The organism is Pseudomonas umsongensis, from assembly GCF_012647205.1.
Lineage (GTDB): Bacteria > Pseudomonadota > Gammaproteobacteria > Pseudomonadales > Pseudomonadaceae > Aquipseudomonas > Aquipseudomonas umsongensis.
Window position 1 is genome coordinate 4067137 of the sequence record NZ_CP051487.1, and the last position, 26018, is coordinate 4093154.

General features: G+C 58.0%; 24 protein-coding genes and 2 pseudogenes. 9 read left to right on the forward strand and 17 right to left on the reverse strand.

The window, feature by feature from the left end; translation table 11 throughout:
• Positions 1–32: 32 nt before the first annotated feature.
• Entirely contained in the window at positions 33–422 is a 390-nt protein-coding gene (locus HGP31_RS18230; RefSeq protein ID WP_020797717.1) for a c-type cytochrome, read from the reverse strand.
• Between the two features lie 258 nt (positions 423–680).
• Between HGP31_RS18230 and HGP31_RS18235 the strand changes: the two genes are divergently transcribed.
• The 4 genes and pseudogenes from HGP31_RS18235 to HGP31_RS31025 form a co-directional block, all read left to right on the forward strand.
• A complete protein-coding gene (locus HGP31_RS18235) occupies positions 681–1397 on the forward strand; it encodes a glycosyltransferase family 25 protein (RefSeq protein WP_020797716.1) in 717 nt (238 codons plus the stop codon).
• Between the two features lie 206 nt (positions 1398–1603).
• Positions 1604–2926 carry an alginate export family protein gene (locus HGP31_RS18240; protein ID WP_168758343.1) on the forward strand — a complete coding sequence of 441 codons (1323 nt, stop codon included), beginning with the start codon at positions 1604–1606 and terminating at the stop codon, positions 2924–2926.
• Between the two features lie 350 nt (positions 2927–3276).
• Positions 3277–4329, forward strand: a pseudogene (locus HGP31_RS31020) (methyl-accepting chemotaxis protein); the annotation flags it as partial.
• 255 nt (positions 4330–4584) lie between these two features.
• Positions 4585–5184: pseudogene (locus HGP31_RS31025) on the forward strand (methyl-accepting chemotaxis protein); the annotation flags it as partial.
• 411 nt (positions 5185–5595) lie between these two features.
• On the opposite strand, the gene HGP31_RS18250 reads toward HGP31_RS31025, so the two are convergent.
• Genes HGP31_RS18250 through HGP31_RS30395 form a run of 6 tightly spaced genes read right to left on the reverse strand, consistent with a single transcriptional unit; the run spans position 5596 to position 9957 of the window.
• Positions 5596–6318, reverse strand: coding sequence for an AAA family ATPase (locus HGP31_RS18250; RefSeq protein ID WP_168758345.1), 723 nt, complete (start codon positions 6316–6318; stop codon positions 5596–5598).
• The gene (locus HGP31_RS18255; protein WP_168758346.1) at positions 6318–7061 is read right to left on the reverse strand and encodes an ABC transporter permease; all 744 of its coding nucleotides are present in this window, start codon (positions 7059–7061) and stop codon (positions 6318–6320) included. The genes HGP31_RS18250 and HGP31_RS18255 overlap by 1 nt, the downstream gene beginning before the upstream one ends.
• Before the next feature lie 12 nt (positions 7062–7073).
• The gene (locus HGP31_RS18260; protein WP_168758347.1) at positions 7074–8273 is read right to left on the reverse strand and encodes a YcaO-like family protein; all 1200 of its coding nucleotides are present in this window, start codon (positions 8271–8273) and stop codon (positions 7074–7076) included.
• The gene (locus HGP31_RS18265) at positions 8260–9063 is read right to left on the reverse strand and encodes a SagB/ThcOx family dehydrogenase (RefSeq protein ID WP_168758348.1); all 804 of its coding nucleotides are present in this window, start codon (positions 9061–9063) and stop codon (positions 8260–8262) included. The genes HGP31_RS18260 and HGP31_RS18265 overlap by 14 nt, the downstream gene beginning before the upstream one ends.
• Entirely contained in the window at positions 9060–9668 is a 609-nt protein-coding gene (locus HGP31_RS31030) for an McbB family protein (RefSeq protein WP_168758349.1), read from the reverse strand. The genes HGP31_RS18265 and HGP31_RS31030 overlap by 4 nt, the downstream gene beginning before the upstream one ends.
• Positions 9604–9957 carry a hypothetical protein gene (locus tag HGP31_RS30395; RefSeq protein WP_205896212.1) on the reverse strand — a complete coding sequence of 118 codons (354 nt, stop codon included), beginning with the start codon at positions 9955–9957 and terminating at the stop codon, positions 9604–9606. Before HGP31_RS30395 ends, HGP31_RS31030 begins: the two co-directional genes overlap by 65 nt.
• A 907-nt stretch (positions 9958–10864) precedes the next feature.
• Here HGP31_RS30395 and HGP31_RS18280 point away from each other — a divergent pair.
• The 3 genes from HGP31_RS18280 to HGP31_RS18290 are packed head-to-tail and all read left to right on the forward strand — an operon-like array spanning position 10865 to position 14472.
• Positions 10865–12178 (forward strand): amino acid permease, encoded by a 1314-nt coding sequence (locus tag HGP31_RS18280; protein WP_020801259.1) that lies wholly within the window; start codon positions 10865–10867, stop codon positions 12176–12178.
• Complete coding sequence (locus HGP31_RS18285) at positions 12171–13448, forward strand: aspartate aminotransferase family protein (RefSeq protein WP_020801260.1); 1278 nt, start codon at positions 12171–12173, stop codon at positions 13446–13448. Before HGP31_RS18280 ends, HGP31_RS18285 begins: the two co-directional genes overlap by 8 nt.
• Positions 13449–13458: 10 nt before the next feature.
• The gene (locus HGP31_RS18290; protein WP_020801261.1) at positions 13459–14472 is read left to right on the forward strand and encodes a phosphotransferase enzyme family protein; all 1014 of its coding nucleotides are present in this window, start codon (positions 13459–13461) and stop codon (positions 14470–14472) included.
• Positions 14473–14600: 128 nt separating this feature from the next.
• Here HGP31_RS18290 and hpaC read toward each other — a convergent pair whose 3' ends face one another.
• Positions 14601–15113, reverse strand: a complete 513-nt coding sequence (gene hpaC, locus HGP31_RS18295) for a 4-hydroxyphenylacetate 3-monooxygenase, reductase component (protein ID WP_110750647.1) — start codon at positions 15111–15113, stop codon at positions 14601–14603.
• A gap of 259 nt (positions 15114–15372) precedes the next feature.
• Here hpaC and HGP31_RS18300 point away from each other — a divergent pair, with 259 nt between their 5' ends.
• Positions 15373–16002, forward strand: coding sequence for a response regulator transcription factor (locus HGP31_RS18300; protein ID WP_008062087.1), 630 nt, complete (start codon positions 15373–15375; stop codon positions 16000–16002).
• A gap of 162 nt (positions 16003–16164) precedes the next feature.
• Here HGP31_RS18300 and feaR read toward each other — a convergent pair whose 3' ends face one another.
• The 9 genes from feaR to HGP31_RS18345 form a co-directional block, all read right to left on the reverse strand.
• On the reverse strand, positions 16165–17085 hold the full coding sequence (gene feaR / locus HGP31_RS18305; protein ID WP_020799599.1) for a transcriptional regulator FeaR: 921 nt from the start codon (positions 17083–17085) through the stop codon (positions 16165–16167).
• A gap of 153 nt (positions 17086–17238) precedes the next feature.
• On the reverse strand, positions 17239–18189 hold the full coding sequence (locus HGP31_RS18310) for a PDR/VanB family oxidoreductase (protein WP_033044313.1): 951 nt from the start codon (positions 18187–18189) through the stop codon (positions 17239–17241).
• Positions 18190–18347: 158 nt separating this feature from the next.
• Positions 18348–19088, reverse strand: a complete 741-nt coding sequence (locus HGP31_RS18315) for an SDR family NAD(P)-dependent oxidoreductase (protein WP_020799603.1) — start codon at positions 19086–19088, stop codon at positions 18348–18350.
• A gap of 10 nt (positions 19089–19098) precedes the next feature.
• The gene (locus HGP31_RS18320) at positions 19099–19599 is read right to left on the reverse strand and encodes an aromatic-ring-hydroxylating dioxygenase subunit beta (RefSeq protein WP_033044314.1); all 501 of its coding nucleotides are present in this window, start codon (positions 19597–19599) and stop codon (positions 19099–19101) included.
• Positions 19596–20879 (reverse strand): aromatic ring-hydroxylating oxygenase subunit alpha, encoded by a 1284-nt coding sequence (locus tag HGP31_RS18325; protein ID WP_020799605.1) that lies wholly within the window; start codon positions 20877–20879, stop codon positions 19596–19598. The genes HGP31_RS18320 and HGP31_RS18325 overlap by 4 nt, the downstream gene beginning before the upstream one ends.
• A gap of 29 nt (positions 20880–20908) precedes the next feature.
• Positions 20909–22027 (reverse strand): amidase, encoded by a 1119-nt coding sequence (locus HGP31_RS18330; protein WP_168758350.1) that lies wholly within the window; start codon positions 22025–22027, stop codon positions 20909–20911.
• Positions 22024–22494 (reverse strand): nuclear transport factor 2 family protein, encoded by a 471-nt coding sequence (locus tag HGP31_RS18335; RefSeq protein ID WP_033044315.1) that lies wholly within the window; start codon positions 22492–22494, stop codon positions 22024–22026. Before HGP31_RS18335 ends, HGP31_RS18330 begins: the two co-directional genes overlap by 4 nt.
• Before the next feature lie 3 nt (positions 22495–22497).
• The gene (locus tag HGP31_RS18340) at positions 22498–22869 is read right to left on the reverse strand and encodes a hypothetical protein (RefSeq protein WP_020799608.1); all 372 of its coding nucleotides are present in this window, start codon (positions 22867–22869) and stop codon (positions 22498–22500) included.
• A 40-nt stretch (positions 22870–22909) separates the two neighbouring features.
• Positions 22910–24073, reverse strand: coding sequence for an acyl-CoA dehydrogenase family protein (locus HGP31_RS18345; protein WP_168758351.1), 1164 nt, complete (start codon positions 24071–24073; stop codon positions 22910–22912).
• 323 nt (positions 24074–24396) lie between these two features.
• Between HGP31_RS18345 and HGP31_RS18350 the strand changes: the two genes are divergently transcribed.
• The gene (locus HGP31_RS18350) at positions 24397–25881 is read left to right on the forward strand and encodes a sensor histidine kinase (protein ID WP_020799610.1); all 1485 of its coding nucleotides are present in this window, start codon (positions 24397–24399) and stop codon (positions 25879–25881) included.
• Positions 25882–26018 lie beyond the last annotated feature (137 nt).

The following is a 26018-nucleotide window of genomic DNA, read 5'->3' on the forward strand; positions in this document are numbered from 1 at the left end:
TGGACGAGCCGGCTTGCCGGCGAAAGCGTCAATTAGTGTTGTTCTTTGAGGAAGCACACCACCGCCTGGCGATCATCCGCCGAGGCCATGCCCATGTAGGGCATGTAGGTGCCAGGCACATAGGCCTGGGGTTGCGTGATCAGTTGCGCGATGTTCTCGGCTTGCCAGTCGATGTTCTTGTTGCGCATGGCTTGCGAGTAGTTGAAGCCTTCCAGCGAGCCGGACTTGCGCCCCACCACGCCTGCAAGGTTCGGCCCCATCATGCCCATCGTGCCTTTGCTCACCGCATGGCACACCCCGCATTCATTGGCGAACACTTCGGCGCCACGCTGCTGCAGCGGTGCGCAATCGGCGGCAACAGCAGCCTGCGCCAGAGTGACGGACAACACAGCAACGAGGGACAAACGCAGGGTGGTGAACATAAGAAACGACCTTGAAAATCCACGCATTCGCTGGCAAAGCGAACGCCAACACTGAAAGTGCCGAGGCTTTGGTGCTTCGGCAGGTTGAGAGCGATTGTCGGTGGTCGCCGGCTAGCAGGTTTTGCCCTGCCTGCCAGTTGTGTTGGCGGTTCTGCCAAAGTGCTGCACGGGCGCGATCAGCGATAGCCAGGCTTGATCCAAAGTTCTGCCTATACTGCAATCCAGCCGCCCCGATCACCTGCGCTGAGGAACTGCTGGATGAATGTGACCGACTATTTCGATCGAGCCAGAATCATCAACATCGCGTCAAGAAAGGATCGCCGCGTAGAAACGGTACAAGAATTCGCGCGCAACGGCTTTCCCTTTGATCACGAAAAAGTCAGCTTTTTCCAGGCGGTGACGCCCAGTGAAGACAACGGTTTTCCAAGCATCGGAGCCAGGGGCTGCTTCATGAGTCACCTGGGGATCCTGGAAGAGGCGATACGCCTGAATGTGAAAAACATTTTGATCCTGGAGGATGACATACAGTTTTCCAGACGCATTTCCCACTATGGAAAACAGGCCATCGAATCCCTGCAAGGCATGGAGTGGGACATCGCCTACTTTGGCCATCCGTTCGAAGGCGATTCAAGCTCGCCCACCTGGAAAGCGGTCGACCAGCCCATACACTTGTCGCATTTCTATGCGGTAAACGGCAAATGCATTACCCGGTTGCGCGATTTCCTGCTGCAGATCCTGGAGCGCCCGCCAGGGCATCCTGACGGCGGGCCGATGCACTATGACGCCGCCCTCAATACGCTCATTCATTCGAACAAAGACGTCCAGGCCTACTACTTCACCTGGAACCTGGGCTATCAAAGACCCTCGCGCACGGACTTGCATGCGCTGTCCCTGTTCGACAGGACGCCTGTCCTGCGCGATGTCATGGGCATGCTCAGGAAGTTGAAGGCCATGAACCTGAGAAGAATTCGATAGTGTCCCGCTCCGCCTCTCTTTAACCGGAAACAATCCCACACTCCCCTCTCAATCAGTGCACCCACGTGTGCACTGTCACCTCGCCATGCAATCTGGCAAGCACAACCAACTCTTTGGCACCGAGGCAACAAGGCGCAAAAAATCCCGGCATTAGTATCTGGAAGGACCGCAACCCTGCGCTCAAGAACAAGAACGGATGCCACACCATGCTCAAGTCCCCCTTGCTTCGCCTTTCAACCCTGGCGCTGATGATCAGTGCCGGCCAGGCGAGCGCCTACGAACTCTACGCCAGTGACGACAGTCATCTGAACGCCACCCTGGAAGCGGTTTTCGGCGTTTTCCACAGCCAGGAAAACTACGCCCTGTCGGGTCGCCTCGACGAAGGTTCGTCTTCTTGGCGCGAGGGCTACATCAAGTACGGCCTGAGCTTCGACCAGGGCCTGGCTGGGGTCGGCACTGCTTACGGCGCGGCGAACATGCTCAGCTCCGGCACTTGGGGCGACGGTGACGCCGCTGGCTTCACCGACGGTTCGGAGCGCACCACCAAGTTCGAAGATGCGTACCTCGGCTGGCGCTCGAGCGATCTGTTTCCCGCGCTGGGTGCTGACGGCATCGACCTGTCTTTCGGCCGCCAGAACATCGTGGTCGGCGACGGTTTCCTGATCAACGGCGATGCACTGAATCTGGGTAAGGGCCTGGCCGACGGCGAATTCAATCGCGGTGGCGCCTACTGGCTGGCCGCGCGCAAGGCCTTCGACGAAACCGCGGTGTTGCGTATCGGCGGCAAGGAAGGCTGGCGCAGTGACCTGATGTGGTTGAAATCCAACAACCGCGCGCAAGCCAAGACCGAAATGTACGTCGGCACCCTGGAGCACGTGTCCGAGGCCGGTACCGTCGGCTTGACCTACATCGACACCACGGACGTCGATGAGCAGTTCGCCTCCCCCGCGCAACTCGAGCGCGACGGCATGAAGACCTACAGCCTGCGCGCGACCGGCAACGCCGGGTTCAAGGACCTGTTCCTCTCCGGTGAATATGCCAAGCAGGACAAACCCCACACGGCCACCGAAGACGCCTGGTACCTGGAAGCCGGCTGGACCTTTTCCGAGGCGCCATGGACGCCGTATGCCGGCTACCGCTACAGCCGTTTCTCGGAAGGCTACGACACGCTGTTCTACGGTTTCAGCCGTGGCTTCGGCACCTGGTTCCAGGGTGAAGTGGCGGGCAACTACGCCGGCCCGTTCAACACCAACTCGCGCATCCAGCAACTCAAGTTCACCGTCTCGCCACTGGAGAACCTGACCGTCGGCGCGATGTACTTCAACTTCGACACCATCGACCGCGACCTGGGCAACACCGATGGCCACGAAGTCGACCTGTACGCCGAATGGCACCTGAACGACCACATCTCGGTGATGCCGCTGGTCGGTCTGTTCCAGCCGGACAAGAGCGCCGACCAGGGCGGTACGCAGTTGGGCAACAACGACAAGAACCTCTACAGCCAGCTGATTTTCGCCACCAATTTCTAATCTCGAACCGATGTAGGAGCTGCCGCAGGCTGCGATCTTTTGATCTTGAAAGTCAAAAGATCGCAGCCTGCGGCAGCTCCTACAGGTTCGTAATCGCAGCGCTATTGTTTCCCATGGAAAAGGCCTTTCCGATGCACAGAAGATTCCTCACGATCCAGAGCAAGATCACCCTGCTCGCCGGCCTCTGCCTGGTGTTGGTGGTGGGTTTGCTGATGGGCCTGTCGCTCTACCAGACACACAAGAGCAGCCAGCAAGTGGCCCGGGCCAGCAGCGACATGCTCGCCGACGCGGCCCGGGAACACATGCAGGCCCTGGGTAAAGTGCAGGCCATGCAAGTGCAACGCACCTTCATGCAGACCCACGAATTCGGCCAGGGATTGTCGCGGTATCTGTTGTACCTCAGGCAACTCCAGCATCAGGGCAATCTGACCCGCCAACAACTGCGCCAGGAGCTGAGCACCCAGCTTCAACAGGCCCTGATCGACAAGCCCGACCTGCTCGGGCTTTACGTCATTTTTGAACCCGATGCGCTGGACGGTGCCGACGCGGGCTTCGCCGGCAAGCCGGACCTGGGCAGCAACGAAACCGGACGCTTCTCCCTGTACTGGGTGCAAAGCAAACCCGGCGAACTGCAAGCGGTGATCGGCGATGAAGGCCTGCTGGCCAACACCGAGCCAGGCCCCAGCGGCGCACCCTACAACGCCTTCTACACCTGCGCCCGCGACAATCGCCAGGCCTGTGTGCTGGAACCCTACTTCGACGAGGCATCGGGCAGTCGCAAACTGGTGACCAGCGTCGCCTTCCCGCTGTTGGAGAACGGCAAAGTCATCGCCGTGGTCGGCCTCGACATCAACCTCGCCGCCTTGCAAAAGAACAGCGAGAACAGTGCGCTGCAATTATTCGATGGCCGCGGCCAGATCAGCATCGTCAGCCCCCGTGGCGTGATCTCCGCCAACAGCCAGGATGTCAGCCGCCTCGGACAACCGATGGACAATGCCCAGGTGATGGACGCCTTGCGCCAGGGTCAGCCGAAGGTGTTTGAAGACCCGCAGCAGATCAACGTCCTTGAACCGCTGCCACCGATTGCCGGTGCTGCGCCCTGGGGTGTGCTGGTCGGCGTGCCCCAAGACGTATTGCTGGCACCGGTCGCCAGCCTGCAAAAACAACTCGACGCCCAGGGCGTGCAAAGCACGGCGTTGGAACTGCTGCTCGGTGGCGGCTCGGCCTTGCTTGGCCTCCTGCTGATCGGGTACACGGCACGGCGCATCACCCGGCCGCTGCAAGTGCTGACCCGGGTCATGGAGGATATCTCCCTTGGCGAGGGTGATTTGACCCGGCGCCTGCAAGTACAGTCACAGGATGAAATCGGCCAGTTGGCCACGGCGTTCAACCGCTTTGTCGAGCGCATTCACCAGTCGATTCGCGAAGTGTCGTCGGCAGCCCTGGGCGTCAACGAAGGTGCCCGCCGGGTGCTGGAGGCCTCCCATTCGTCGCTGAGCAATTTCGACGATCAATCGAGCCGCACCAACAGTGTCGCCGCCGCCATCAATCAGTTGGGCGCCGCTGCGCAAGAGATCGCGCATAACGCCTCCGATGCCTCGCACCAGGCCTCCAGTGCGCGACAACAGGCCGAGGACGGTCGCCAGGTGGTGCAACGCACCATTGAAGTGATGCACGAACTGTCGGCAAAAATCAGCACGTCGTGCGCCAACATCGAAGTGCTCAACGACAAGACCGTGAACATCGGGCAAATCCTCGAAGTGATCAAGGGCATCTCCCAGCAGACCAACCTGCTGGCGCTGAACGCCGCCATCGAAGCAGCCCGGGCCGGTGAAGCCGGCCGCGGCTTTGCCGTGGTCGCCGACGAGGTGCGCAGCCTGGCCGGTCGCACCCAGTCCTCGGCGCTGGAGATCCAGCAGATGATCGAGGAGCTGCAAGTGGGTGCCCGCGATTCGGTCGCCACCATGACCGAAAGCCAACAGCACAGCGAAGAAAGCGTCACCATCGCCAACCTCGCCGGCAGCCGCTTGAGCAGCGTGACCCAACGCATCGGCGAGATCGACAACGTCAACCAGTCCGTCGCCGCCGCCACCGAAGAACAGACCGCCGTGGTCGAAGCCTTGAATGTCGACATCACCCGGATCAACACGCTGAACCAGCAAGGCGTGGAGAACTTGCAGGCGACGTTGCGGGCTTGTACTGAGCTGGAGCAGCAGGCGGCGCGGTTGAATCAGTTGGTGGGGAGTTTTCGGATTTGACATGGATGCTGCCTGATCTACCGCCATCGCGAGCAGGCTCGCTCCCACAATTGGATCTTTGTCATACACAAATACTGTGTTCACCGAAGATCCCTTGTGGGAGTGAGCCTGCTCGCGATGAGGCCTGAACATCCGGCATCACTGGCATCTGACACTCGACTTTCCAAGGCAAGTTACAGGGGGCCTGGAGTGTTTTAGACCGCTGGAAAATCCATTTTGTAACCCGCCCCCTGGGGCACCTTCATGCAATGCCGACTGGATTCGGGAATACAGGGCATTCGCCTCCGCAGTTGTGATTGACCGTGAACAGTCACGTAGTACAACGCGCAGAAGTACATTCTCCTGATCCGGCAATAATCCGAGTCGTTCAATGGCCTGGCCACGAAGTCATCAGCATCTATGCATGGACATCTACAGAGTTTTACGTACGGGCTCGGCAGCTGCACGGATAAAAGCTTCGTCCAAGCTGCTTGCGCCATAGCGCCTCACGAATTCGCCACCTGAATTGAATGGTTTGAACTGTTGCTGACTGATCATGTAGAAGATGTCACAGTTACCTGCAATCTCTTCTACATTGTGAGACGACACCAGAATTGCCGTTCCCTCATTTGCCGCTCCTCGAAGGCATTTCCAAATATAATGCCTGAATTCAGGATCAACTCCAGCGGTTGGCTCATCCAGTATTACCAGGCTCGCCTCTATGGCAAGCAAGGAAAGAGTAAAGAACCAACGCTTTTCACCGTAACTGCAAACAGAAGATTTTTTTGCCCAGATCTCTTTATATCGTTGAACTATTTCTGGACTCCAGGCAGTGAGTTTCCTCAAGGCTTGCTCTTGCGAGATTCGGGTCGATGAGCACAACAACGTCGTCATTCGAAAAATATCGGACATACGAAATACTGGTGGCGTCATGACTGTCTGCGATAAATAAAGCTGTGTGGCAAACCTATTGAGAAGCTGTCCTTCATTCACTTTTCGGAGCCCGCAAACGATATCGAAAAAAGTAGTTTTTCCAGATCCGTTTGGCCCCAGCAATCCGGTGATGGCCCCAGGAATCACATTGATAGACGCGTCATTGAATATCACTTTGTCAGAGTAACCAAAACAAAGGGATTTAGTTTCTAACATACTCATCAATATCGACTCCACACAGGATTTATTCGCAAGAATCGCAACGACAATAAAAAGACCGCTACAAACAACCCAATAATCCAGAAAATTAAAACACTGTATTTTTCGTAACCTCCAACCATGATCTGATTCGCAACAGATAGAGGATTGAATTCATTAACAGCGTCGAATACAGGGTACGAGTCACCAATACTTAGAATTCCCAGTACAAGCATTATAAATGACGCAATTGAGAAAACCGTACTAGTATTCTGAAAACTTAATGGCAGAAACCCCAATAAAACCCCTGGAATAACAAACAGGATGTAGCATATATAAAAACGAGAAATAACCCCCCAGAGATCGGATACATCAAAGGACCCGTAAGAAAAATAGGTCAGAGCATAGAAAGTGATGCTGTAAATCAAGGCAACCAGTGAGTACGCTAAAAACTGCGCCGCCATAAATACCATCTTTGCGTCGGGCGTGTAAACAAACGATCTGATATAACCGCTCTCCCTCCTCCCTACGATGTAAAAAGAAAATCCAAAAAAAGCGACACTTGAAGAAATATATGCATAGAACCAGGATGTACTTTCCATGTAGCTAACTTCTGAGGCAGAAAACCCCCCTCTAGAATACGCAAGCAAATAATAGGTCACTACGGGAGAAATAATCATCCAAAAAAGCGCGACAGGTTCTTTTAACTGCTCCTTTATAAACAGCCCCGAGAGTGCAAGGGATCTTGACAGAGTACACATTGGCATAGCTATCTCCTTTTATGGAAATGGGACCATCATGTTTTTTCGCTCAGCATCGATCTGAGCGCTAAAAATTTGAGAGTACTTATTGCGAGTATTTATCCCCCTGGAATTATTCATGTGCAGAAAAAAATCAGGAGAAACAAATTTACAAAAGAAGTATGAGTCATTATTTATGCTCAATGAATCAACATACAAATAGCCATCAACTTGCTGAGCCTTGAGGGTAGCTAAAAGACCTGAGAAGCTAAAAACAGGACAAGACTCTGAGGCGAACATACTACAAGGATCGATACGGATTATCTCCTTGTATGTATCATAAGTATTGCAGTTCAGAAAATGCTTCAAGTACGGATCCTTTACCTCGTCGATATCACGTTCAGTGGCCAAAAATAAACCAACAAACCTGTAAGTTTGCCACAGCTCGTATATTGACTTTTCAATTGCGGCAGCACGTGTTTTCGCATACGACATCCCTGCGCAATACTGAACATGTCGCTTTCTATTTTTTTGACCATAAACTGTCAATATGCATGAGCCGGGATAATCAGCATCAGATATATCTATGACCACGAGCTCACCTGATTTATGAAGCGCCTGATACAGAGTTTTAGCACGACTTTCACACAAAGCTTCTAGGACATTCTCGCTGGTAATTAAACCTTGGCATTTTCTTGTGAGCCAAAACCTAGCTAGAAATTGCCTTTCCAAATATTCTTTAATCGCGCCAAAACCCGCCTCTTCAAAACACCAATGAAAGCTACAACCACAGGTATCTCGCAGGGGGTATATTGAGCTTTCGCTTTCGATCTTATGGTAATTTAGAGAAATACATGCAGTTGGAATGTGGCAAACAGAAAAATCTGACGCACGATACACTTTCGTTAAGTTATACGAATGGCTAAAAAGTTGTGCGGATGTCAGGTCATTTTCATTGGTTTGAGAGAAAGCCTCGATAAATTTCTCGGCCTCTACCCTCGTCAGCGAATGATTGATATTTCCAACAACATTTGACATCACTTCCATATAGAAGTGTCGCCTCTCAAAATACTCCCCTAGCGCCGCCTTTATAGATGAGGAACCATCCCCTATGCCCGACCCTCCATTTAGCCAAGAATCCTCCACTTCTACCGAGGATGGAAAAGACACTAAACACGACGGTTGACAAATCAGTGCACCAGGCAACACTGACTCGCAAATGGAATTATATAGGATCATGCTGCTCACCAATAAAGTGGACACATACCGGAAAGAAAAGTGTAGGGTTAAGACCTATTGCTTTGCTCAGCATCGTATCGGTATATGCTGACCACAACCTACACCGCAAACCCAAGGTTTTCGCTTGCAATTCGATCAACATATAAATTGAGCCAACTTCCATTAACGCAAGTCGATATCCTCGATATCTATATTTGAATAATGTTTTAGGTATGTAGACAGCATAAATTATTGCGACACTAGGCGACCCAATGCTACCAGGAGCAGACAAGACTGCCTTTTTTAAGTCCTCTACGTCCTGTGTACCCTGCACTATTTCAAACTTTTTTGAGTGAGGTAGTAGATGTAAAATTTTCTCAGGGCACGGCCAATTTTTGTCTTCGTCCATTAGCGAACAAATAAACACTTCAACAGGGTATAGCGCGCCACCACTTGGGTACCCTCTCTTATAGCCATCCTCTCTTGAACACAGAAGTGGGGATACCAATTTTTCAACTCTAAAGAACTCTATACTTTCCTTAGAAAACGTTCCACATGACTCATCTCGACAAATAGCCGAATTGGGTTTCACCTTGGGATCAATAGGGAAAGTTATGTCCATATCTGGATAAAGTCGTAACTCATTCCCAGTCAACTGGGAAAGATCCTTATCACTGATACTGTGTAGACGGGTAGTATGCGCGAAAGCGTCATGAATTGTATAGTTCCCCCTTGCATGAAAATCTACAGTCTCTGCATGAACTTTGGAATCCATGAACTTAAGATAATAATCATGAGGAATGTATTTCATTTTTGCAGCCTCAAGCAGTCACACATATACCAATGGGCAACCGAAGCCTCTCTCACCAAAGTACTTGCAAAGTCAACATGGGTTTCCTGGAGGATATTATCCTGATAGCGAAGCTCACTATCGGAACTCGTCAGCAGCTTTATTTTCCTGATCAACGCCCCAACCAACAATGAGCGTTGAAGAACATTCAACGGGCTTGTAGGCACTGCAATATGTTTACTTCTGCAGAACTGTAGGAGCTTTGACCAAGCATTCCTGCTGCTTTGATATCCCTCATAGTTTATCAGCCGATCCACACTGCAAAAATGACACGGGTTCCCGACCTTCGGCAAATAGGGTTGACTTATGCAATAAGAATTCCCGACAGAATAACAAACACTGATCGCACTTTCAGGAGCCGCAGTTACCAGATCAAAGTATGTTTTCTTTATAAAATCATAATCGTAATTCATGCATACGATAACAATGTAGTATTTCTTATTCGAAACAACATCCACGAGCGAGCCTGATATCTCACTTAATTCCAAAGGTGTATTTATTTCACTTCTCAGTAAATTTTCTAGTTCGGTATTTCTTCCCCAGGGTTTTCTCAAAATACAAGCCACTGAAATCCTCCGTAATGGAAAGTGCTTTTTCTAAGAATCCATAAGCATAGTCCGAATTTAATCCGTGATCCGACAATATCTCATCGAATGTAACTCTTGAAATATTTTTATAATTTTTTAGTTTCGTCAACGCTGCCAATAAGGCAGGTGAGTTTATCCTTGACACCCCCCTTTTTGAGACGATCAAATCATCAGTAGGAAAATTTAATACTTCATAGTTTTGTATATTTATCATCATAAAAACCCTCACAATTGGCTTTTCTGGCAAATACCAGAAAAGCCATAGCATTTTGGTTCTTTAATCGTTATCGGATGATATTGGTGCGGTTATAGCGTTCCCCCACACCCGCCGCTACCTCCACTCCCCCCCTTACAACCGCCGCCACCTCCGCATCCGCCGCTTCCCCCACATCCGCCTTGACTTCCGGATCCTCCAGCCATGTGTGGGCATGAGCCAAAATCAGACTCATCTCCAAAGTAAAGAATCTCACCAAGATTTTCAGTGTTCATAACTAATACTCGCTGTTAGAGAAAGTGCCACCGGGAATTCAGTGGCGCCTTTATATCTAATAGCTTCGAGTATTGAACGCAAGAGATTGTATTTTTTACGCGTAGGAGATTTCACTCAACTTTACGAGAAGTTTCGCACAGGACCGGAAGTGCTTTTTTGTTGAGTTATAGTTTAAAAAAACGGAATCTAATTACTATAATATTAAAGTCTTTAAAAAATCGTCACATAGCTTCTGCAAAACTGAAACAAGCCGAGCGGTGCTGAGCTCAGCGAACTGTAGGACGGAGTAAGAAGATACTTGCTTTTTCCATGAGAACTTTTTGAACTAGCCCTTTTCCAGTCAAAAAAAAAGACAGACGGTAACCTTGATGACCGCTTGGCACGGATTCCAAGCCTATGACGGCAGCATCAGAACGCCTGCCTGGCAGCAAGATGCAATCCGAGCAGGCTCGCAAAAAACTCTCCAACAACCACCGAACCCAGAAGAATTCTGGCATCCACAATCAAGCACATGGCATGGGCGCAACATGCTCTGATGCACCCTGGGCGTAGTATCAAAGCCGACCTCAGGGTACCCCCACGAAACCTTGGCGGGTGCCGTTGAGCGGCAGTGCGCAGTGCAAAGCCTGCCCCCTCCATTTCTCACAAAAACAATAAATCGACCTTCGGGTCGCGGGAGATTTCTGTGCTCAAGAAAAGTGCGTTGGGTTGGCCAAAGATTGCTGGCCTTGGAATTGCGTTGGTGGTGGCCGGGCAGTTTTCCGGCTGGAACTTTGGCTTGGCGGCCGGTGGCTGGCTCAACATGTTGATCGCCACCTTGTTGATGGCGCTGCTGTGCGGTGGGCTGGCGTTATGCGTGGCGGAGCTGTCCACCGCGTTGCCCAGCGCCGGCGGTGTGTTCGTGTATGCGCAAAGTGCGTTTGGGCCGTTCGTGGGTTACCTGGTCGGGGTGGCGTGCGCGCTGGCCTTGACCATCGGCACCGGGGTGGCGGCAACGTTCATTTGTGCCTATACCGAGTCGATATTCGGTCTTGGCGGCTGGCCGGTGAAGGTCGCCCTGTTTGCGGTGATCATTGGCATTCACCTGCGCGGGGTGGGTGAGGCCATGGGCCTGACGTTCATTGCCGGCGTGATTGCGGTCGTGGCCCTGTTGACCTTCGGTGTGGCCATGGCGCCGCATGTCGAGTTGAACAACCTGCTGGCATTGCCGGCTAACGTCTCGGCACCGCTCAGCCTCGGCGGCATCTTCGCCTGCGTGCCATTCGCGATCTGGTTGTTCATCACCGTCGAGCAAACCGGCTCGGCGGCGGAAGAAGCTGCAAACCCCGGCCGCAGCATGCCTCGCGGCATTCTGGCGGCCATCGGCACATTGTTGGTCACAGCCCTGGTGGTACTGGTCTGCGCACCGGGCGCCGGTGGTGTGGAACTGGTGGGCTCGGCGGGCGACCCGTTGTACGCCGCGATGTCCAGCAACAGCGCATTCGGTGAAGGCTCGTGGCTGGCCAAGGTGATTGGCTGCGGCGGCGTGTTCGGCTTGATCGCCACCTTCTTCTCCCTGGTGTACGCAGCCTCCCGGCAATTGTTCGCGATGGCTCGCGACGGCCTGTTCCCGCAGTGGCTGGGCAAGACCGGCAAACGCGGCACGCCGTATCCGGCACTGCTGCTGATCGGCGCGATCGGCTTGCCCTTGTCCGAAGTCGATCCAGCCACGGTGATGCTCGCGGTCGTGCTGCTGCTCAACGTTTGCTACCTGTGCATTTTCGGCGCGTACCTGCGCATCAAGAGCAGCCAGCCCGACCTGGCACGTCCCTTCCGCCTGATCGGCGGCAAGCTGGTCGCCTGGCTGGGTCTGGCCCTGACGCTGGTGGTCGTCGCCGCCTGCTTCCAGCTTGACCTGAGCATGCTGATCGCCCTCGGCGTGACCTTCGCACTGTGTATTTTCAACTTCCTGCTGCGCACTCGCCGCGCCGCCCAAATCGAGGTTCCAGACCATGCCTGACACTCTCCTGCAACGTCGTCATCGCGTACTCGGCAGCGCCTCGCCGCTGTTCTACGACAAGCCCTTGCACCTGGTGCGCGGCGAAGGCGTGTGGCTGTTCGACGTCGACGGTCGCCGCTACCTCGACGTCTACAACAACGTGCCTTGCGTCGGCCACTGCAACCCTCACGTGACCGACGCCATGCACCGCCAGGCCACCACGCTGAACATCCACACCCGCTACCTCGATGAACAAGTGGTGCGCTATGCCGAACGCTTGACCGCGACCTTCGGCCAACCGCTGGATACCGCGATGTTCACCTGCACCGGCACCGAGGCCAACGAACTGGCGCTGCGCCTGGCACGCTACGCCAGCGGCGGAACCGGCATTATCGTCAGCGATTACAACTACCACGGTAACTCCGCGTCGCTGGCGCAGGTCACCACCGCCCTGCCCTCGCCGGAACCCTTCGCGGCCCATGCCCGCGCCGTGCCGATTCCATGCCTGTACCGGGCACCGGTGGGCACCAGCGAGGCGCATCTGGCCGAGCAGTACGCGGCCAACATCGCGGCCGCCATCGCCTCGATGCAGGCCCAGGGCATTCGCCCCGCCGCGCTACTGATCGACACCTTGTTCGCCAACGAAGGCTTGCCCCGGGTGCCGGCCAGTTTCGTTGCCAAGGCCGCCGAGTTGATCCGCGCCGCCGGTGGCCTGTTCATCGCCGATGAAGTGCAATCGGGTTTCGGTCGCACCGGCGATCACCTCTGGGGCCACCAGGCCCACGGCGTCGTGCCGGACATCGTCACCCTCGGCAAACCCATGGGTAACGGCTATCCGCTGGCCGGGTTGATCACCCACAAGGCGCTGGTCGAGTCGTTCGGGCGCAACGCCATGTACTTCAACACCTTCGGCGGCTCGCCCGTAGCAGCGGCGGTCGGCATGGCGGTGCTGGACGAGATTGAACAAAAGCAGCTGCTGCAAAACGCACAAAACGTCGGCGCTTATGTGCAGCAGCGTTTGCAGGTACTGGCAGGCAAACATTCGATCATCGGCGACGTGCGCGGCAAGGGCCTGTTCTTCGCCATGGAGTTGGTGCGCGATCACGCCAGCAAGGAGCCGGCCGGACTGGAGGCGCGCAAGGTGGTCAACGACATGCGCGAGAACGGCGTGCTGATCAGCAAGATCGGCGCCGGTGACAACATACTCAAGTTGCGCCCGCCGCTGGTGTTCAGCCGCGATCATGCCGACTTGTTCGTCGACACCCTGGACCACGCCCTGAGCGCGATTTGAGGCCCCTGCCATGACTGACTTCCACACGTTGAACCACGATCAGCAAGTCGCCCGATTGCACGACCTGGCGCGCCACGCCCTGCAACACTGGGACGGCGACTTCGGCGACATCGAACTGGTGAAATTCCGCGAGAACGCGGTGTTCTCTGCCCGCCGCCACGACGGTCAGCGGGTGGCCCTGCGCATCCATCGCAATGGCTATCATTGCGCAGCGGCGTTGCGTTCCGAATTGCAATGGATGGAAGCCTTGGAAAGCGCCGGGATTACCGTGCCGCAGATCATCCGCGCCCGGGACCTGCGCCATCTGATTGAAGTGAGCCATGCCGACATCGGCGAACGCCATGTCGATATGCTCGCCTGGTTGCCGGGCACCACGGCCGGCACCTCAGAGGCCGGGGTGCAGGCCGATACCGAAATCGACTTCCTGTTTGCCGAAGCTGGGGCGCTTGCGGCGCGCATTCATGTACATTCGACAGAATGGCAGCAGCCGGACGAGTTTGTCCGGCACGCCTGGGATGAGGAAGGCTTGATCGGTGCCAATCCGTTCTGGGGGCGTTTCTGGGAGCTGCAACAGCTGAGCGATGAGCAACGCGAGCTGTTGCTGCAAGCCCGGCGTGCAGCGCGCAAGGACCTGCGTCAATACGGCCGCTATCTGGGTAACTTCGGCATGATCCACGCCGACCTCGTCCCGGAAAACTTGCTGATCGAAGGCCCGCGCCTGCGCTTGATCGACTTCGATGACGCGGGGTTTGGCTGGCACATGTTCGAGCTGGCGACCGCGCTGTATTTTTGCGTGGAGGATCCGCGTTATGAGCAGATCAAAGCGGCGCTGCTGGAGGGTTATCACAGGGTCAAACCCTTGACCGAAGCGGATCGCAAGACGCTGGCGATGTTTTTGATGCTGCGTGGCACCACGTACCTGGGCTGGATTCATACCCGCCAGGGCACGCCGACGGCGATTGAAATGGCGCCGATGTTGATAGAGCGGGCGTGCCGGTTGGCCCGGGAATATCTCCACCAGTAACAGCCCCCCGCTGATCGTTCCCACGCTCTGCGTGGGAATGCCTCAACGGACGCTCTGCGTTCGGCTCTAGAAGGGACGCAAAGCGTCCCGGGCTGCATTCCCACGCGGAGCGTGGGAACGATCAATTGTCAGCAATGCGCACCAGCGTGTTCCAGGCGATGGAACAACCGGTTGAAATACACCAGGCTATCGCGCGGTTCGCGCACGCCCACCTTGTCCAGCTCCACGAACATCACTGAGTGCGAGCCCACTTCCTTGCACTCGGTGATACGCCCTTCCAGCTGCACCAGGGCATCGCGCAGCACCGGCACGTCCGCCGCGCCGTCGTCCCACAGGTCCCAGGCAAAACGTTCGGCCATCGGCACTTGGGTCATGCCGGCGAAGTGGCGGGCCAGTTCTTCCTGTTCGCCACACAGCACGTTGACGCACAGGCGGCCATTGCTGCGGAAAACGTCGTGGGTTGCGCTGTTGCGGTTGACACATACCAGCACCGTGGGCGGCGAGTCGGTCACCGAGCACACAGCGCTGGCAGTGATGCCGCAGCGCCCACCGGGGCCGTTGGTGGTGATGATGTTCACCGCAGCAGGCAGCTGCGCCATGGCGTTGCGAAAGTCGATTTGCTGCTGGCTCAGGTCGGCCATGTCGATGCCCCTTCCTTCAGGAGGACCGCTCTGAAGCGGCCCGTAGGTGATGGAATAAGACTAAGGCTGTGGGCACGGCGCAACCATTCCTGCGATCCCCATGGCGAGGTTAGGTTTCCGCTAGTCGACTAGGTGGTTTCTTTATCGCAAGGGCCCGCGACAGTGGGTATCCTGCTAACAGGCTGGAAAAAACACAGCCGATGCGTGCCGTGCGTTCGCGTGCGAAAACAATAATTAGAAATTTTCGTGGCAGCCCCTGATGGAAACCCGCAAACCGATTGTTTACATCGTTGACGACGACAAAGACCTGCGCACCTCGCTGGCCTGGCTGCTGGAGTCGGTCAGCGTTCAGGCGCAGTGCTTCGCTGGCGCCGAAGAATTCCTCAGCCAGTACGACCCCAGGCAGCCCGCCTGCCTGGTGCTGGATGTGCGCATGCCGGAAACCAGCGGTTTCCAGCTGCAGGAGATCCTCAACCAGCGCGGCAGCACCTTGCCGACCATTTTCGTCTCGGCCCATGGCGACATTCCGATGTCGGTCACGGCGATGAAGAATGGCGCGCTGGACTTCGTCGAGAAGCCCTACAACCCGCAGCAGATGATCGACCGCATCCAGGCCGCGCTCAAGACCGCCGTGCACGCCCAGGCCGATCAGCAGCAGCGCCAGAACCTGCAGGGCAAGCTGGCGCTGCTGACCAGCCGCGAGCGTGAAGTGTTGATGCTGGTGATCGATGGCAAGGCCAGCAAGGTGATCGCCCGGGAGCTGAACATCAGCGTGAAGACCGTTGACGTGCACCGCACCAAGATCAAGGAAAAGATGGGCGTGAGCAGCATTGCCATGCTGGTGCGCGAGGTGTTGCACCTGCCGGTAGATGAGCCGGCACGGCATTGACTATCGAGTACAGTCTCAATAACAAAGTTGCCTGTCCCGCCGCCTTCGCGAGCAAGCCCGCTCCCACATTGGATCTGTGTTCAACGCAGGTCAGATGTGGGAGCGGGCTTGCTCGCGAAGGGGCCATCACATTCAACATGGATGGCAATTGACGCAAAGCGGTCAGTGCTGGCTATAGCGCTTGCGATAGGCACCCGGTGACACGCCAAAACGCGATTTGAATGCCGACGAGAAGTAGCTTGAATCGGAAAAACCCCAGGCGTAACACAGTGCCGACAGCTTCTGCTCGACATCGGCACGGCGCAGGTTTTCCGCGCAGAAGTCCAGGCGCCGGTGCTTGATGTATTGCGCCACCACCAGGCCGCGCTTGGAGAACATCCGGTACAGGCCGCGCACGGAAATCCCCACTTCTCGGGCGATCAGTTCAGGGCACAGCTCTTCGTCGCTGAGGTGCGCGTCGATGAAGGCGATGATCTTGCGGAACTGCCGCTCATGGGGATCGGCATTGCTGTCACGGGCGCTGATCCCCGGCAGCAGCAGGCTGACCAGGGCGTCGAGCACGGCCTCGCTTTCCTGCATGTCCAGCCCTTCTTGCTGGCGGGTCTCCAGTACGAGCTTGTTGGCCATCGCCGCCAGAGGGCTGTTGGCGCCGATGCGCGTGGCGCAGTTCACCGCATTGAAGTGCGTACCACGCTCCACCACCTGGCGCGGCAGGATCAGCGACAACTGGCGCGAGTCATCGTTGTAGGTCATGTCGCTGGGGCGGCTGGCATCGATCAACGCGATGTCGCCACAGCCCAGTTGCGTGCGATTGTCGCCCTGTTCCAGGTGCGAGCTGCCGTGCAGCTGGAACACCGCGTAATAGTGGCCGTCGCTGCTGGTGCTGACGTCCTTGCTGGTGCGATACAGATGCACATGCGCCATGTCGACCACACTGAGGTTGATCGCGCCGCTGCGAAACTCCGTGAGTTGGCCGTAGAAGTCGGTGTCCAGCGCCCTGGCGTCAAAACGCCCGCAGGCCTGGTTCACCTGGCTCAACCAACTTTCGAACGCCTCATTGCGCACCGTCGATGCTGTAATCATGTCCGCAAAGCCTCACAGTTCTTGTTGTTATTCTCGACCGCTTCGCCGAGCGGTTCGGTAAATAGTGTTTCGTACTCCAGCCAACCCCTCCCTTGGCGGCCGCCGGGCCTCATTCAACAGACTCCGGCGTCGGCTTTCCAGCGCGCAAAGCGATTAAATGTCCAATACCAGACGAGCGGAAAGTGCCCGTGAAACGCAGGCGCAAATCTGCTGGTTGGAGGCCTTTTCCTTGTTGGAAAGGCAGTTGTCGCGGTGCTCCGGCACGCCTTCCAGCACTTCGACGATGCAGGTGCCGCAGATGCCTTCGCGGCACTCGGTGTCGATGTCGCAACCGTGGGCCTGTAATACGTCCACCAGGCTGGTGTTGGCCGGCACTTGCAGCACTACACCGGAACTGGCCAGCTGCACTTCGAAACTGCCGGCCGGAGCGCTGTTGGCCGCCGGATCCGCAGCGAAGTGTTCAAGGTGAATGGCCTCATCGGCGCGACTGCGCGCAGCCACTTCCACCACTTTTTTCATGAACGGTGCCGGGCCGCAGGTGTAGACGTGGGCCGCCGGGTTGGCGCGATCCAGGCATGCGCTCAATGCAGCGTCCAGATCGCCCGGTTCGACGCCGTAGTGGAACTCTACGTGATCGGCGAAATTCGTTGCCAGCAGTTCGGTAAACGCGGCGTACTGCGCCGAGCGGGCGAAGTAATGCAGGCGATACGGCTGGCCGCTTTCCGCCAGTCGATAGGCCATGCTCAACAGGGGCGTCACGCCAATGCCAGCGGCGAACAGCACATGTTCGCGGGCATCGGGATCGAGGCGGAACAGGTTGCGCGGCGCGCCCATTTCCAGCTCCATCCCCTCTTCCACTTGCTCATGCAGGGCCTGCGAGCCCCCGCGTGAATTTGCCTCTTTTTTCACCGCCACCAGATAGGCGCGGCGATCCTGTGGCGGACTGCACAGGGAATACTGGCGCGTCACGCCGGTCGGCCCGGTCAGGTCGACGTGGGCACCCGGTTCATAGGTGTCGAGCGGCTGGCCGTCACTGCGCACGAGGCGAAAGGAACGGATATCCTGCGCTTCTTCGACGATCCTTTCGATTTTCACCTTCATCATGGCATCACCTGAATACTGTTGTCTTGGGTACTGCATCCTGTAGGAGCGAGCATGCTCGCGATGAACCTGAGGTCGCCACGGGGTGTCAGGTTTCCCGTGTCATCGTTGACGACCATCGCGAGCGCGCTCGCTCCTACAGGGGGGCATTTTTCTGTGGCTTAGCGCATGAACAGGCCGCCGTTGACGTCCAGGCACGCGCCGGTGACGGACGTGGCGTTGTCGGCGATCAACAACAGCACGCTGTCGGCGATGAACGCCGGATCACCGAGGGTGCCGGCCGGGATCATTTTCAGGATCTGTTCCAGACGCTCCGGGGCCACGGTTTCACGCACGACCGGCAAGTCCAGCGGACCTGGCGAGATGCTGTTGACCGTCACCCCTTGCGGCGCCAGTTCACGGGCAAAGACTTTGGTCAGCGTCGCCACGCCGCCCTTGGCCGCCGCGTAATGCGCGCCGGTGGCGGTGCCGCCGTTTTGCCCGGCCAGGGAAGCGATGTTGACGATGCGGCCAAAGCCACGCTCGGCGAAGTGTGCGCCGAACACCTGGCAGGCGACGAAGGTGCCGCGCAGGTTGATCGCCATCGACTCGTCGAACTCTTCCGGCGTGATGTCCATCAGCGCCGCGACTTTCGATACACCGGCATTGTTCACCAGGATGTCGCAACCACCCCAGTGCTCGACCAGCACGTCGCGGGCATGCTGGAAGTCGGACTTGCTGCGCACGTCCAGCTCAATGGCGATAGCACTGGCACCGCTGGCATCCAGCTCGGCAGCCAGTTGACGCACGCCATCGAGGCGCACATCGGCCAGGGCGACGCGATACCCCGCCCCGTGCAGACGACGGGCGATGCACTCGCCCAGTCCGCGCGAGGCACCTGTTACAAGGGCTACTCGACTCATGATGTTGCCCTCACAGGAGGAAGCCGAGCGCGCTCAGGCTGTCGGTGGAGTTGATCAGCCGTACCACTTTGCGCTCCAGGGTCGGCACGCCATCGGTGAAACGGATGCGGTGGTTCAGGTCGGCCACGAACGGTGTGTGCACGCCGCGTTTGTAGGCGTACAGCAGCTGCGCCGAGTTGACTTCGACGATGTCACCGGCGGCTTCGACCAGGCGGAAACGCGAGATCGTGCGAATGGTTTTCGCCGCATCCACCGCCGACGGCGAATAGCCGGCGGTCAGGCGTTCGATGCGCAGGTCACGCATGCGTGCGTCGTCGTAGGCGTAGTTCAGCGTCGCCTCGAAGTCTTCGGTGTCCGGGTCGATCGGCACGATGTACTTGCCGCTTTCACTCCACAAGGTCGCCCACTCGGCGTAGTGCTTGTGGTCGAGCAGTTCGGCCTCGCGCCAGATGAATTCGATGGCCTGGGCCAGCGGGCCGGAAAAACCGTTCAGGGTGTCGTGATTGCTCATTGGCTCATCATCCTTTTCCACATGTCGTAGGCTCCGCGCATGCCGCCCTCGTCGGTGGCGTGGCTGACCTTGTCGCCGTTTTCAGCGGTGATTTCGCGGTTCAGGCCGCGGTTGACCAGGATTGGCGCATCGACGCCGGCGTACGAGCCACGCTGCACGCGGTCCCAGGCTTCGGCATCGTCAGGGCTGCCGAAACCGAACGGGCCCTGGAAGTGTTCGTGAATGCGCATGCGTTCGCGGTTGGCGATTTCCGGGCCGCCGTCCATGCCCAGGGCAACGTGACGGATCTCGGTTTCAGTGACCGACACCGGACGCAGCACGCGGAAGAACGACATCGACATGGCCACGTTGGGGAACAGGTTCAGGTTGAAACCGGCGCCGTGCAGCGAGCGCACGATGCGACGCACCTGATCGGCCGGCAGGGTCTTCGACAGTTCTTCAGTGACGTGGGCGAAGCGCTCTTGCAATTGTTCAGTGCCGTCGTCGTGATCAAGATCAACGTGCTCCGGCACCATCACCATCACACTGTGGCCGTTGCCCAGGGAGTGAGTGACCGCTTGCTCGTCGGTCATGAACGAAAGCATTTCCGAGGTTTCTTCATCCACCGAGGACATGAATGACTTGTGCACGATCGGGAAGTGGTAACCGTCGGTGGTGTTTTCCAGCTGGATCTTCCAGTTGCCCTTGAAGCTGAACTTGTGTTCGCCCTGGGTCTTGATCGGGTAACCGGCGCCCTGCTTCATGAACAGGTCCATCCAGTGTTTGGCGCCGCCGAGGAAGTCTTCCAGCGGTTCGATCTCATCGTTGTAGCTGGCGAACACCATGCCGGCGTAGCTCTCGACGCGCAGGCTGGTCAGCGGCAATTCGGACTTTTCGAGGATGCCTTCGTAGCCATCCGGATACGGCAGCGCACGCAGCTTGCCGTCCAGGCCATAGGACCAGCTGTGGTACGGGCAAGTGAAACCGGTGGCGTTGCCCTTGTGCTTCTCGCACACGGTGGCACCGCGGTGGCGGCAACGGTTTTCCAGCACGTTGATGTTGTTCTTCTTGTCGCGAACGACGATCACCGGGCGACGGCCAATGGTGGCGGTCTTGAAGTCGCCGCTGTTGCGCACTTCGCTTTCGTGGGCGACCCACACCCAGGTGCGGTAGAAAATCTTTTCCAGCTCGGCTTCGAACAGCGCCGGGTCGTTGTACAGCGAGACATCGACGCGGTCGTGCTGGACCAGCTCTTCGGGGCTTTTCGACGTTGCGATCAGCCGGTATTCATGAGTGCTCATGCGGTTCTCCTCATGGCTTCTTGTTAGATTTAAAGGATTGAGGCTTGCAGCTGCGCACCGAAGGCGCAGACCAGTTCGTCCTGACCTTTGCGACCGACAATCTGCAGGCCGACTTTCAGCCCGCCGCAATCGAGTTCCACCGGCACCGTCAGCGCCGGATGGCCACTGAGGTTGAAAGGACGCGCCAGCGGGGTCATGCCGGCCACGGCCTTGCTGCCGCTACGCGCTTCGCTCAGCGTGGGTGGAAGGCTCGGCAGCGTCGGCAACAGCAGCACCGCGAAGTCTTCCAGCGCGGCATCCACCTGTTGGGTAAAGCGAGTACGCACGATTTCTGCCTTTGCGAGCTCTTCACGAGTAGTGCGGCTGGCTGCGAGCAGACGGGTTTCCACATCGGCGCCGATCAGGCCCTTGCCGGTCAGGTGGCCGAACGCTGCCCAGTTTTCGAAATTGATCACGGTCAGGCCGGCGGCGAACGCCGCTTCGAACTCGCTCAATTGGAGGTGGCTGCGGCGCCAGCCCGCGCGGTCGGCGGCAGCACCGAGGCTGGCTTGCAGGTGCGCGTCGCAGGCCACTTCGAGGAAGCCGACCTTGGCGCCGTCACCTGGCAAACCTTGCACATTGAAGCCCGGGCAGATCACCTGCATGGCGGCGATCAGGTCGTCCATGGTCCTGGCGAACGGCCCCACGCAATCGAGGCTGGAGGCCAGCGGATGCGCGCCAACGCGGCTGACACGGCCAAATGTCGGTTTTAGTCCGGTGATACCGCAGCAGGCCGCCGGCACCCGCACCGAACCCCCGGTGTCGGTGCCGATAGCGATGTCCGCCAGGCCCGCCGCGACCGCCGAGGCCGAACCGCTGGAGGAGCCGCCCGGCACGCGGTCAGGGGCTTGCGGGTTGATCGGCGTGCCGGTCCAGTCGTTGATGCCGGTGACGCCAAACGCCAGTTCGTGCAGGTTGGTCTTGCCGACGATCTGCCAATTGGCGTTGAGAATCGCGTCCACCACTTCGGCGTTTTTCGTCGCCGCTGGTGCGTCGGCAAACGCACGGCTGCCCGAGCGGGTCGGATGGCCGGCAATGTCGATGGAGTCCTTGATGGCCACGCGTTTTCCGCTGCCGCCGAGGAGGAATTCGCTGACGAAAGTACTCATGCATTCAGCTCCGTATTAAACAGCCGTTGCGTGCGAAAATGCGCGATCAGCCAGACGCCGTCGACACAGCGGAAATCGATGTTCAAGCGCGTGCCGAACAGTTCGCTGCGCTGATCGGCATAGGTGGAAATCTGCTGCATGATCCACTGCCCCTGCGCCGCGTTGCCGTCGACCAAGATCGACTCGCTGGTGAGGTAATGCAGGTTCAACTGGAAGTGATCCGACGGCGGCAGGTAACCACCGACAAACGCCGCCACGGCCTCGCGTCCACGATGCTGGCCAAAGGTCTGTGCGGTCTCGCGACCCACGCCTTCCCAGATCGCGTCGATGCAGAACAGCTCGGCCAGTTCGCTGACCTGGGTCGTCACCCTCGGCACGTCGCAGAGGTCCATGTAGCGCGCCATCAAGCGACGCACTGCGCTTTCCCCTTCGAGCGTCGCCAGACGCTGCAGCAAGGCCTCGTCCATGGCTTACACCTTGGCCGCATCAGGGATGGTCAGCGGGCGACCGATGCGCGCTTCGACCTTGGCGTAGCGCCACAGGCTGTATTCGTTCACCGGCGTGGTGCGGAACAGGTTGCAGGCGTCGATGACCGACTGGTGGCAGTCGACGTCGGCCATGATGTACACGGTCCAGGGCGAGGTGGTCGAAGGGCCGACCATCAGGCGGTCGTCATCCATGGCGCCGAGCACGTTGATGCCGGGCATCGCGCCGAGATCCGCCATCATCCGGCTGAAGCCCTTCCATACGCTGAGGCCTTCGCCGGTAGGCAGGTCAAAAAAGTTCTGGGTGATGCCGATGCAGAAGACGACGCGCAACGGTTCTTGAGTGGTTTGAGTCATGTGTATTGATCCTTGAAAATGAAGCTCTGAAATAAAGTGTTCAGATGTAGCCCGGGAACGGCTGCACGCCGAGGAACACCGAGCCGGCGCCGTCATACAGCCCTTCGCTGAGGAAGGCGTGCTGGGTCACCACCATCGAGTCGCGCAGGTAACGCTGCAGTGGATGGCGCAGGTAAATGGCGGTGGTACCGGCCAGGCTGTAGGCGCTCTGCACCACCTCGGCGCCGGCCTGGGACACGTGAATGGCGGACAAGCGCAACAGGCTGGTCTGCTCCGGGGTGACCGGATTGCCCGCGAGGATCGAGTTCCATACCTGTTCGGTGGCGCTGTAGAAGAAGCCGCGTGCGGCGTTGAGCTTGGCTTCGGCCTTGGCGATTTCGATGCGCACGTAGGCGCGGTCGGACAGTTTCGGCGCACCGGTGATACCGCTGCCGCCAGCCATGCGGCTGATTTCATCGAGGGCAGCGCGGGCAAGGCCCAGGTTGACCACCGCCAGCACTTGCGCGGCGTAGGCAATCGAGGGATAGCGGAACAGCGGTTCGTCGATGGTCGAGGCGCCACCGCGAATGAACGTCCAGCGTTCGTCGACGCGCTTGTCGGACACGCGCAAGTCGTGGCTGCCGGTGCCCTTGAGGCCGACCACGTCCCAGTTCTCGATGATCTCTACCTGCTGCGGACGGAACACCGCGGTGCGCGGCTTGCCGCCCGCAGCACCGATGCCCACGCCCAACAAGTCCGCGCCCATGCAGCCGCTGGCGAATTTCCAGGTGCCGTTGACCTGATAGCCGCCCTCTACCGCCTCGGCCGGTTGCAAGGGAAACAGGCCGCCAGCGAACACCAGGTCCGGGCTATCGGCGTAGAGTTCAGCCAGGGTTTCGCGTGGCAACGCCGCGAGGTAGACGCCGGCACTGCCGAAACTGGCCACCCAGCCAGCGGAGCCGTCGGCCTCGGAGATGCGTTCGATCATTTGCAGAAACTTCGCCGGCGCCAGGGCGTCGCCGCCGTAGCATTTCGGCGTGGCGGCGCGGTAGACGCCCACCTGCTTGAAGCGTTCGATCATGTCCCGTGGCACATGGGAAACGCTGTCGAATTCGTTGCGACGTTGGCGCACTTCTTCCAGCACCTGCGCAAAGGCCGGGCTGTCGACGACATTCTCGTCAACACCGATCGGTGCGTCTTGTTGCACGACCGCTGAACGCAGCATGGGCTTTCTCCGTTTTGCTTATTGTTAGTGGGGGCCACACCGCACCGCTGTCTGTAGGAGCTGCCGAAGGCTGCGATCTTTTGATTTTGTTTTTGGATCAAGATCAAAAGATCGCAGCCTTCGGCAGCTCCTACAGATAAAGGCGTGGTCACCCTTGCATTGCGGTCCAGTGTAAAAACCGGATGCCGGCGCAACTATTGGTGCGTGCAGCCCCCCGCCTAAAGAAATCCCCTAGATCCACACCGGTTACCTCTGAGCGCATGCCGCTGTGCGAGCAGGTATAAAACGCCATACTGCAAATCTCTGCCGCCAGGGGCCGTGTGATGTACCAGCCAAAACCGAACGACTTCCATGCGCTGATCGAAGCCATGCCGCTGTGCATCATTCTTCACGATGCGCAGACCAAGGAAATTCTCTGGGCCAACGCCGCCGCCCTGGCGGCGCTGGGTTTTACCCTGGAGGAATTGACGCCGCTCAAGGCCCCGGACATGACCCGCGACGCACCCAAGTACCGGCGCTCGGTGGGCCTGCGCTGGCTGGAAGGTGCTGCGCGCACCGGCCAGCGCGCCATCGAGTGGTGCTATCGCTCCAAGCAAGGGGTGGAGATTCTTTCCGAGGCCGTGGCGACCCTGGTGCATCTGGACGGTCGGGATGTGTTGATGGTGCAGTTCCGCGACATCTCCAAGGAGGACAAGGTCAAGCGCGACCTCAAGCGTTTCGAAAGCCGGCTCAAGGCCTTCATGCAGGATCTGGCCGAGGGTGTGGCGGTGCTCGGTCCCGAGGGCGATATCGGTTTTATCAGCGACTCCGGCGCGCACTTGCTCGGCAGTGAAGTCCATCCGTTGATGGGCCAGAACTTCCTGGCCTGGTGCGACGAGGCTTCGCGCCAGCGCCTGCTGCAAAAATTCGCCCATGAGACGCCGGAACACACGCCCTTCAACGTGCATTACCAAGTGCAGCGCCAGGACGGCGAATGGCGCTGGCATGACGCAACGTGCCGTTATATAGAGATTGAAGACGACCTGGTCGGCCATCTGCTGCTGTTCCGCGACGTCACCGAGCAGGTGCAGGCCGAAGACGCGCGGCGGGTCAGCGAGCAGAAACTCGAATACCTGGCGCGCTACAACGCCATGGGTGAAATGGCCGTGGCCATCGCCCATGAACTGAGTCAACCGCTGGCCGCCACGCGCAACTTCATCGAGGGCGCGGTGATTCGCCTGGGCACCGCAGCCGACGCCGATCAAGGCGTCACCTGGGGTTTGCAGAGCGCCGTGCGGCAGATCGAGCACGCCTCGGTGATCATCAAGAGCGTGCGCGACTACGTCGTTAAACTGGAGCAAAGCGAAGAGCTGATTGACCTCAACGAACTGCTGCGCGAAACCCGCTACTTCATCAGCCTGCGAGCCGATCCGAGCCTGGTGCGCGTGGAAGTCGTGACCTCACCCGAGCCGCTAAGGGTGAGTTGCGAGAAGGTGTTGATCGGCCAGGTGATCCTCAACCTGGCGTTCAACGCGATCGAAGAAATGGCCGACCTGCCGCTCGAACGTCGGATTTTGCGCATTCATGCCAGCGCCGCCGACGGCGTGGCGCTGGTGCGCATCGAGGACAACGGCCGCGGCATCCAGGCCCAGGCGCAAGAGAAGCTGTTCGACGGCTTCTTCTCGTCCAAGGTCAGCGGCAACGGCATTGGCCTGGCGCTGTGCAAGAACATCATCGGCCGTCACCGGGGCGATATCTGGGCGCAAAACCTGGAGCCTTGTGGTGCGGTATTCAGCTTTTCCCTCCCCCTGATCCCCCCCGCGATCTGATCGTTCCCACGCTCTGCGTGGGAACGATCCCCCCCGACACTGGCACAGATACACAAACACTTGGCAGGCAGGGCAATTCCCGCGATTGCCGGGCGAGGCACTATTCGATGGTCAGAATCTGCCCACTCACCCGCGAT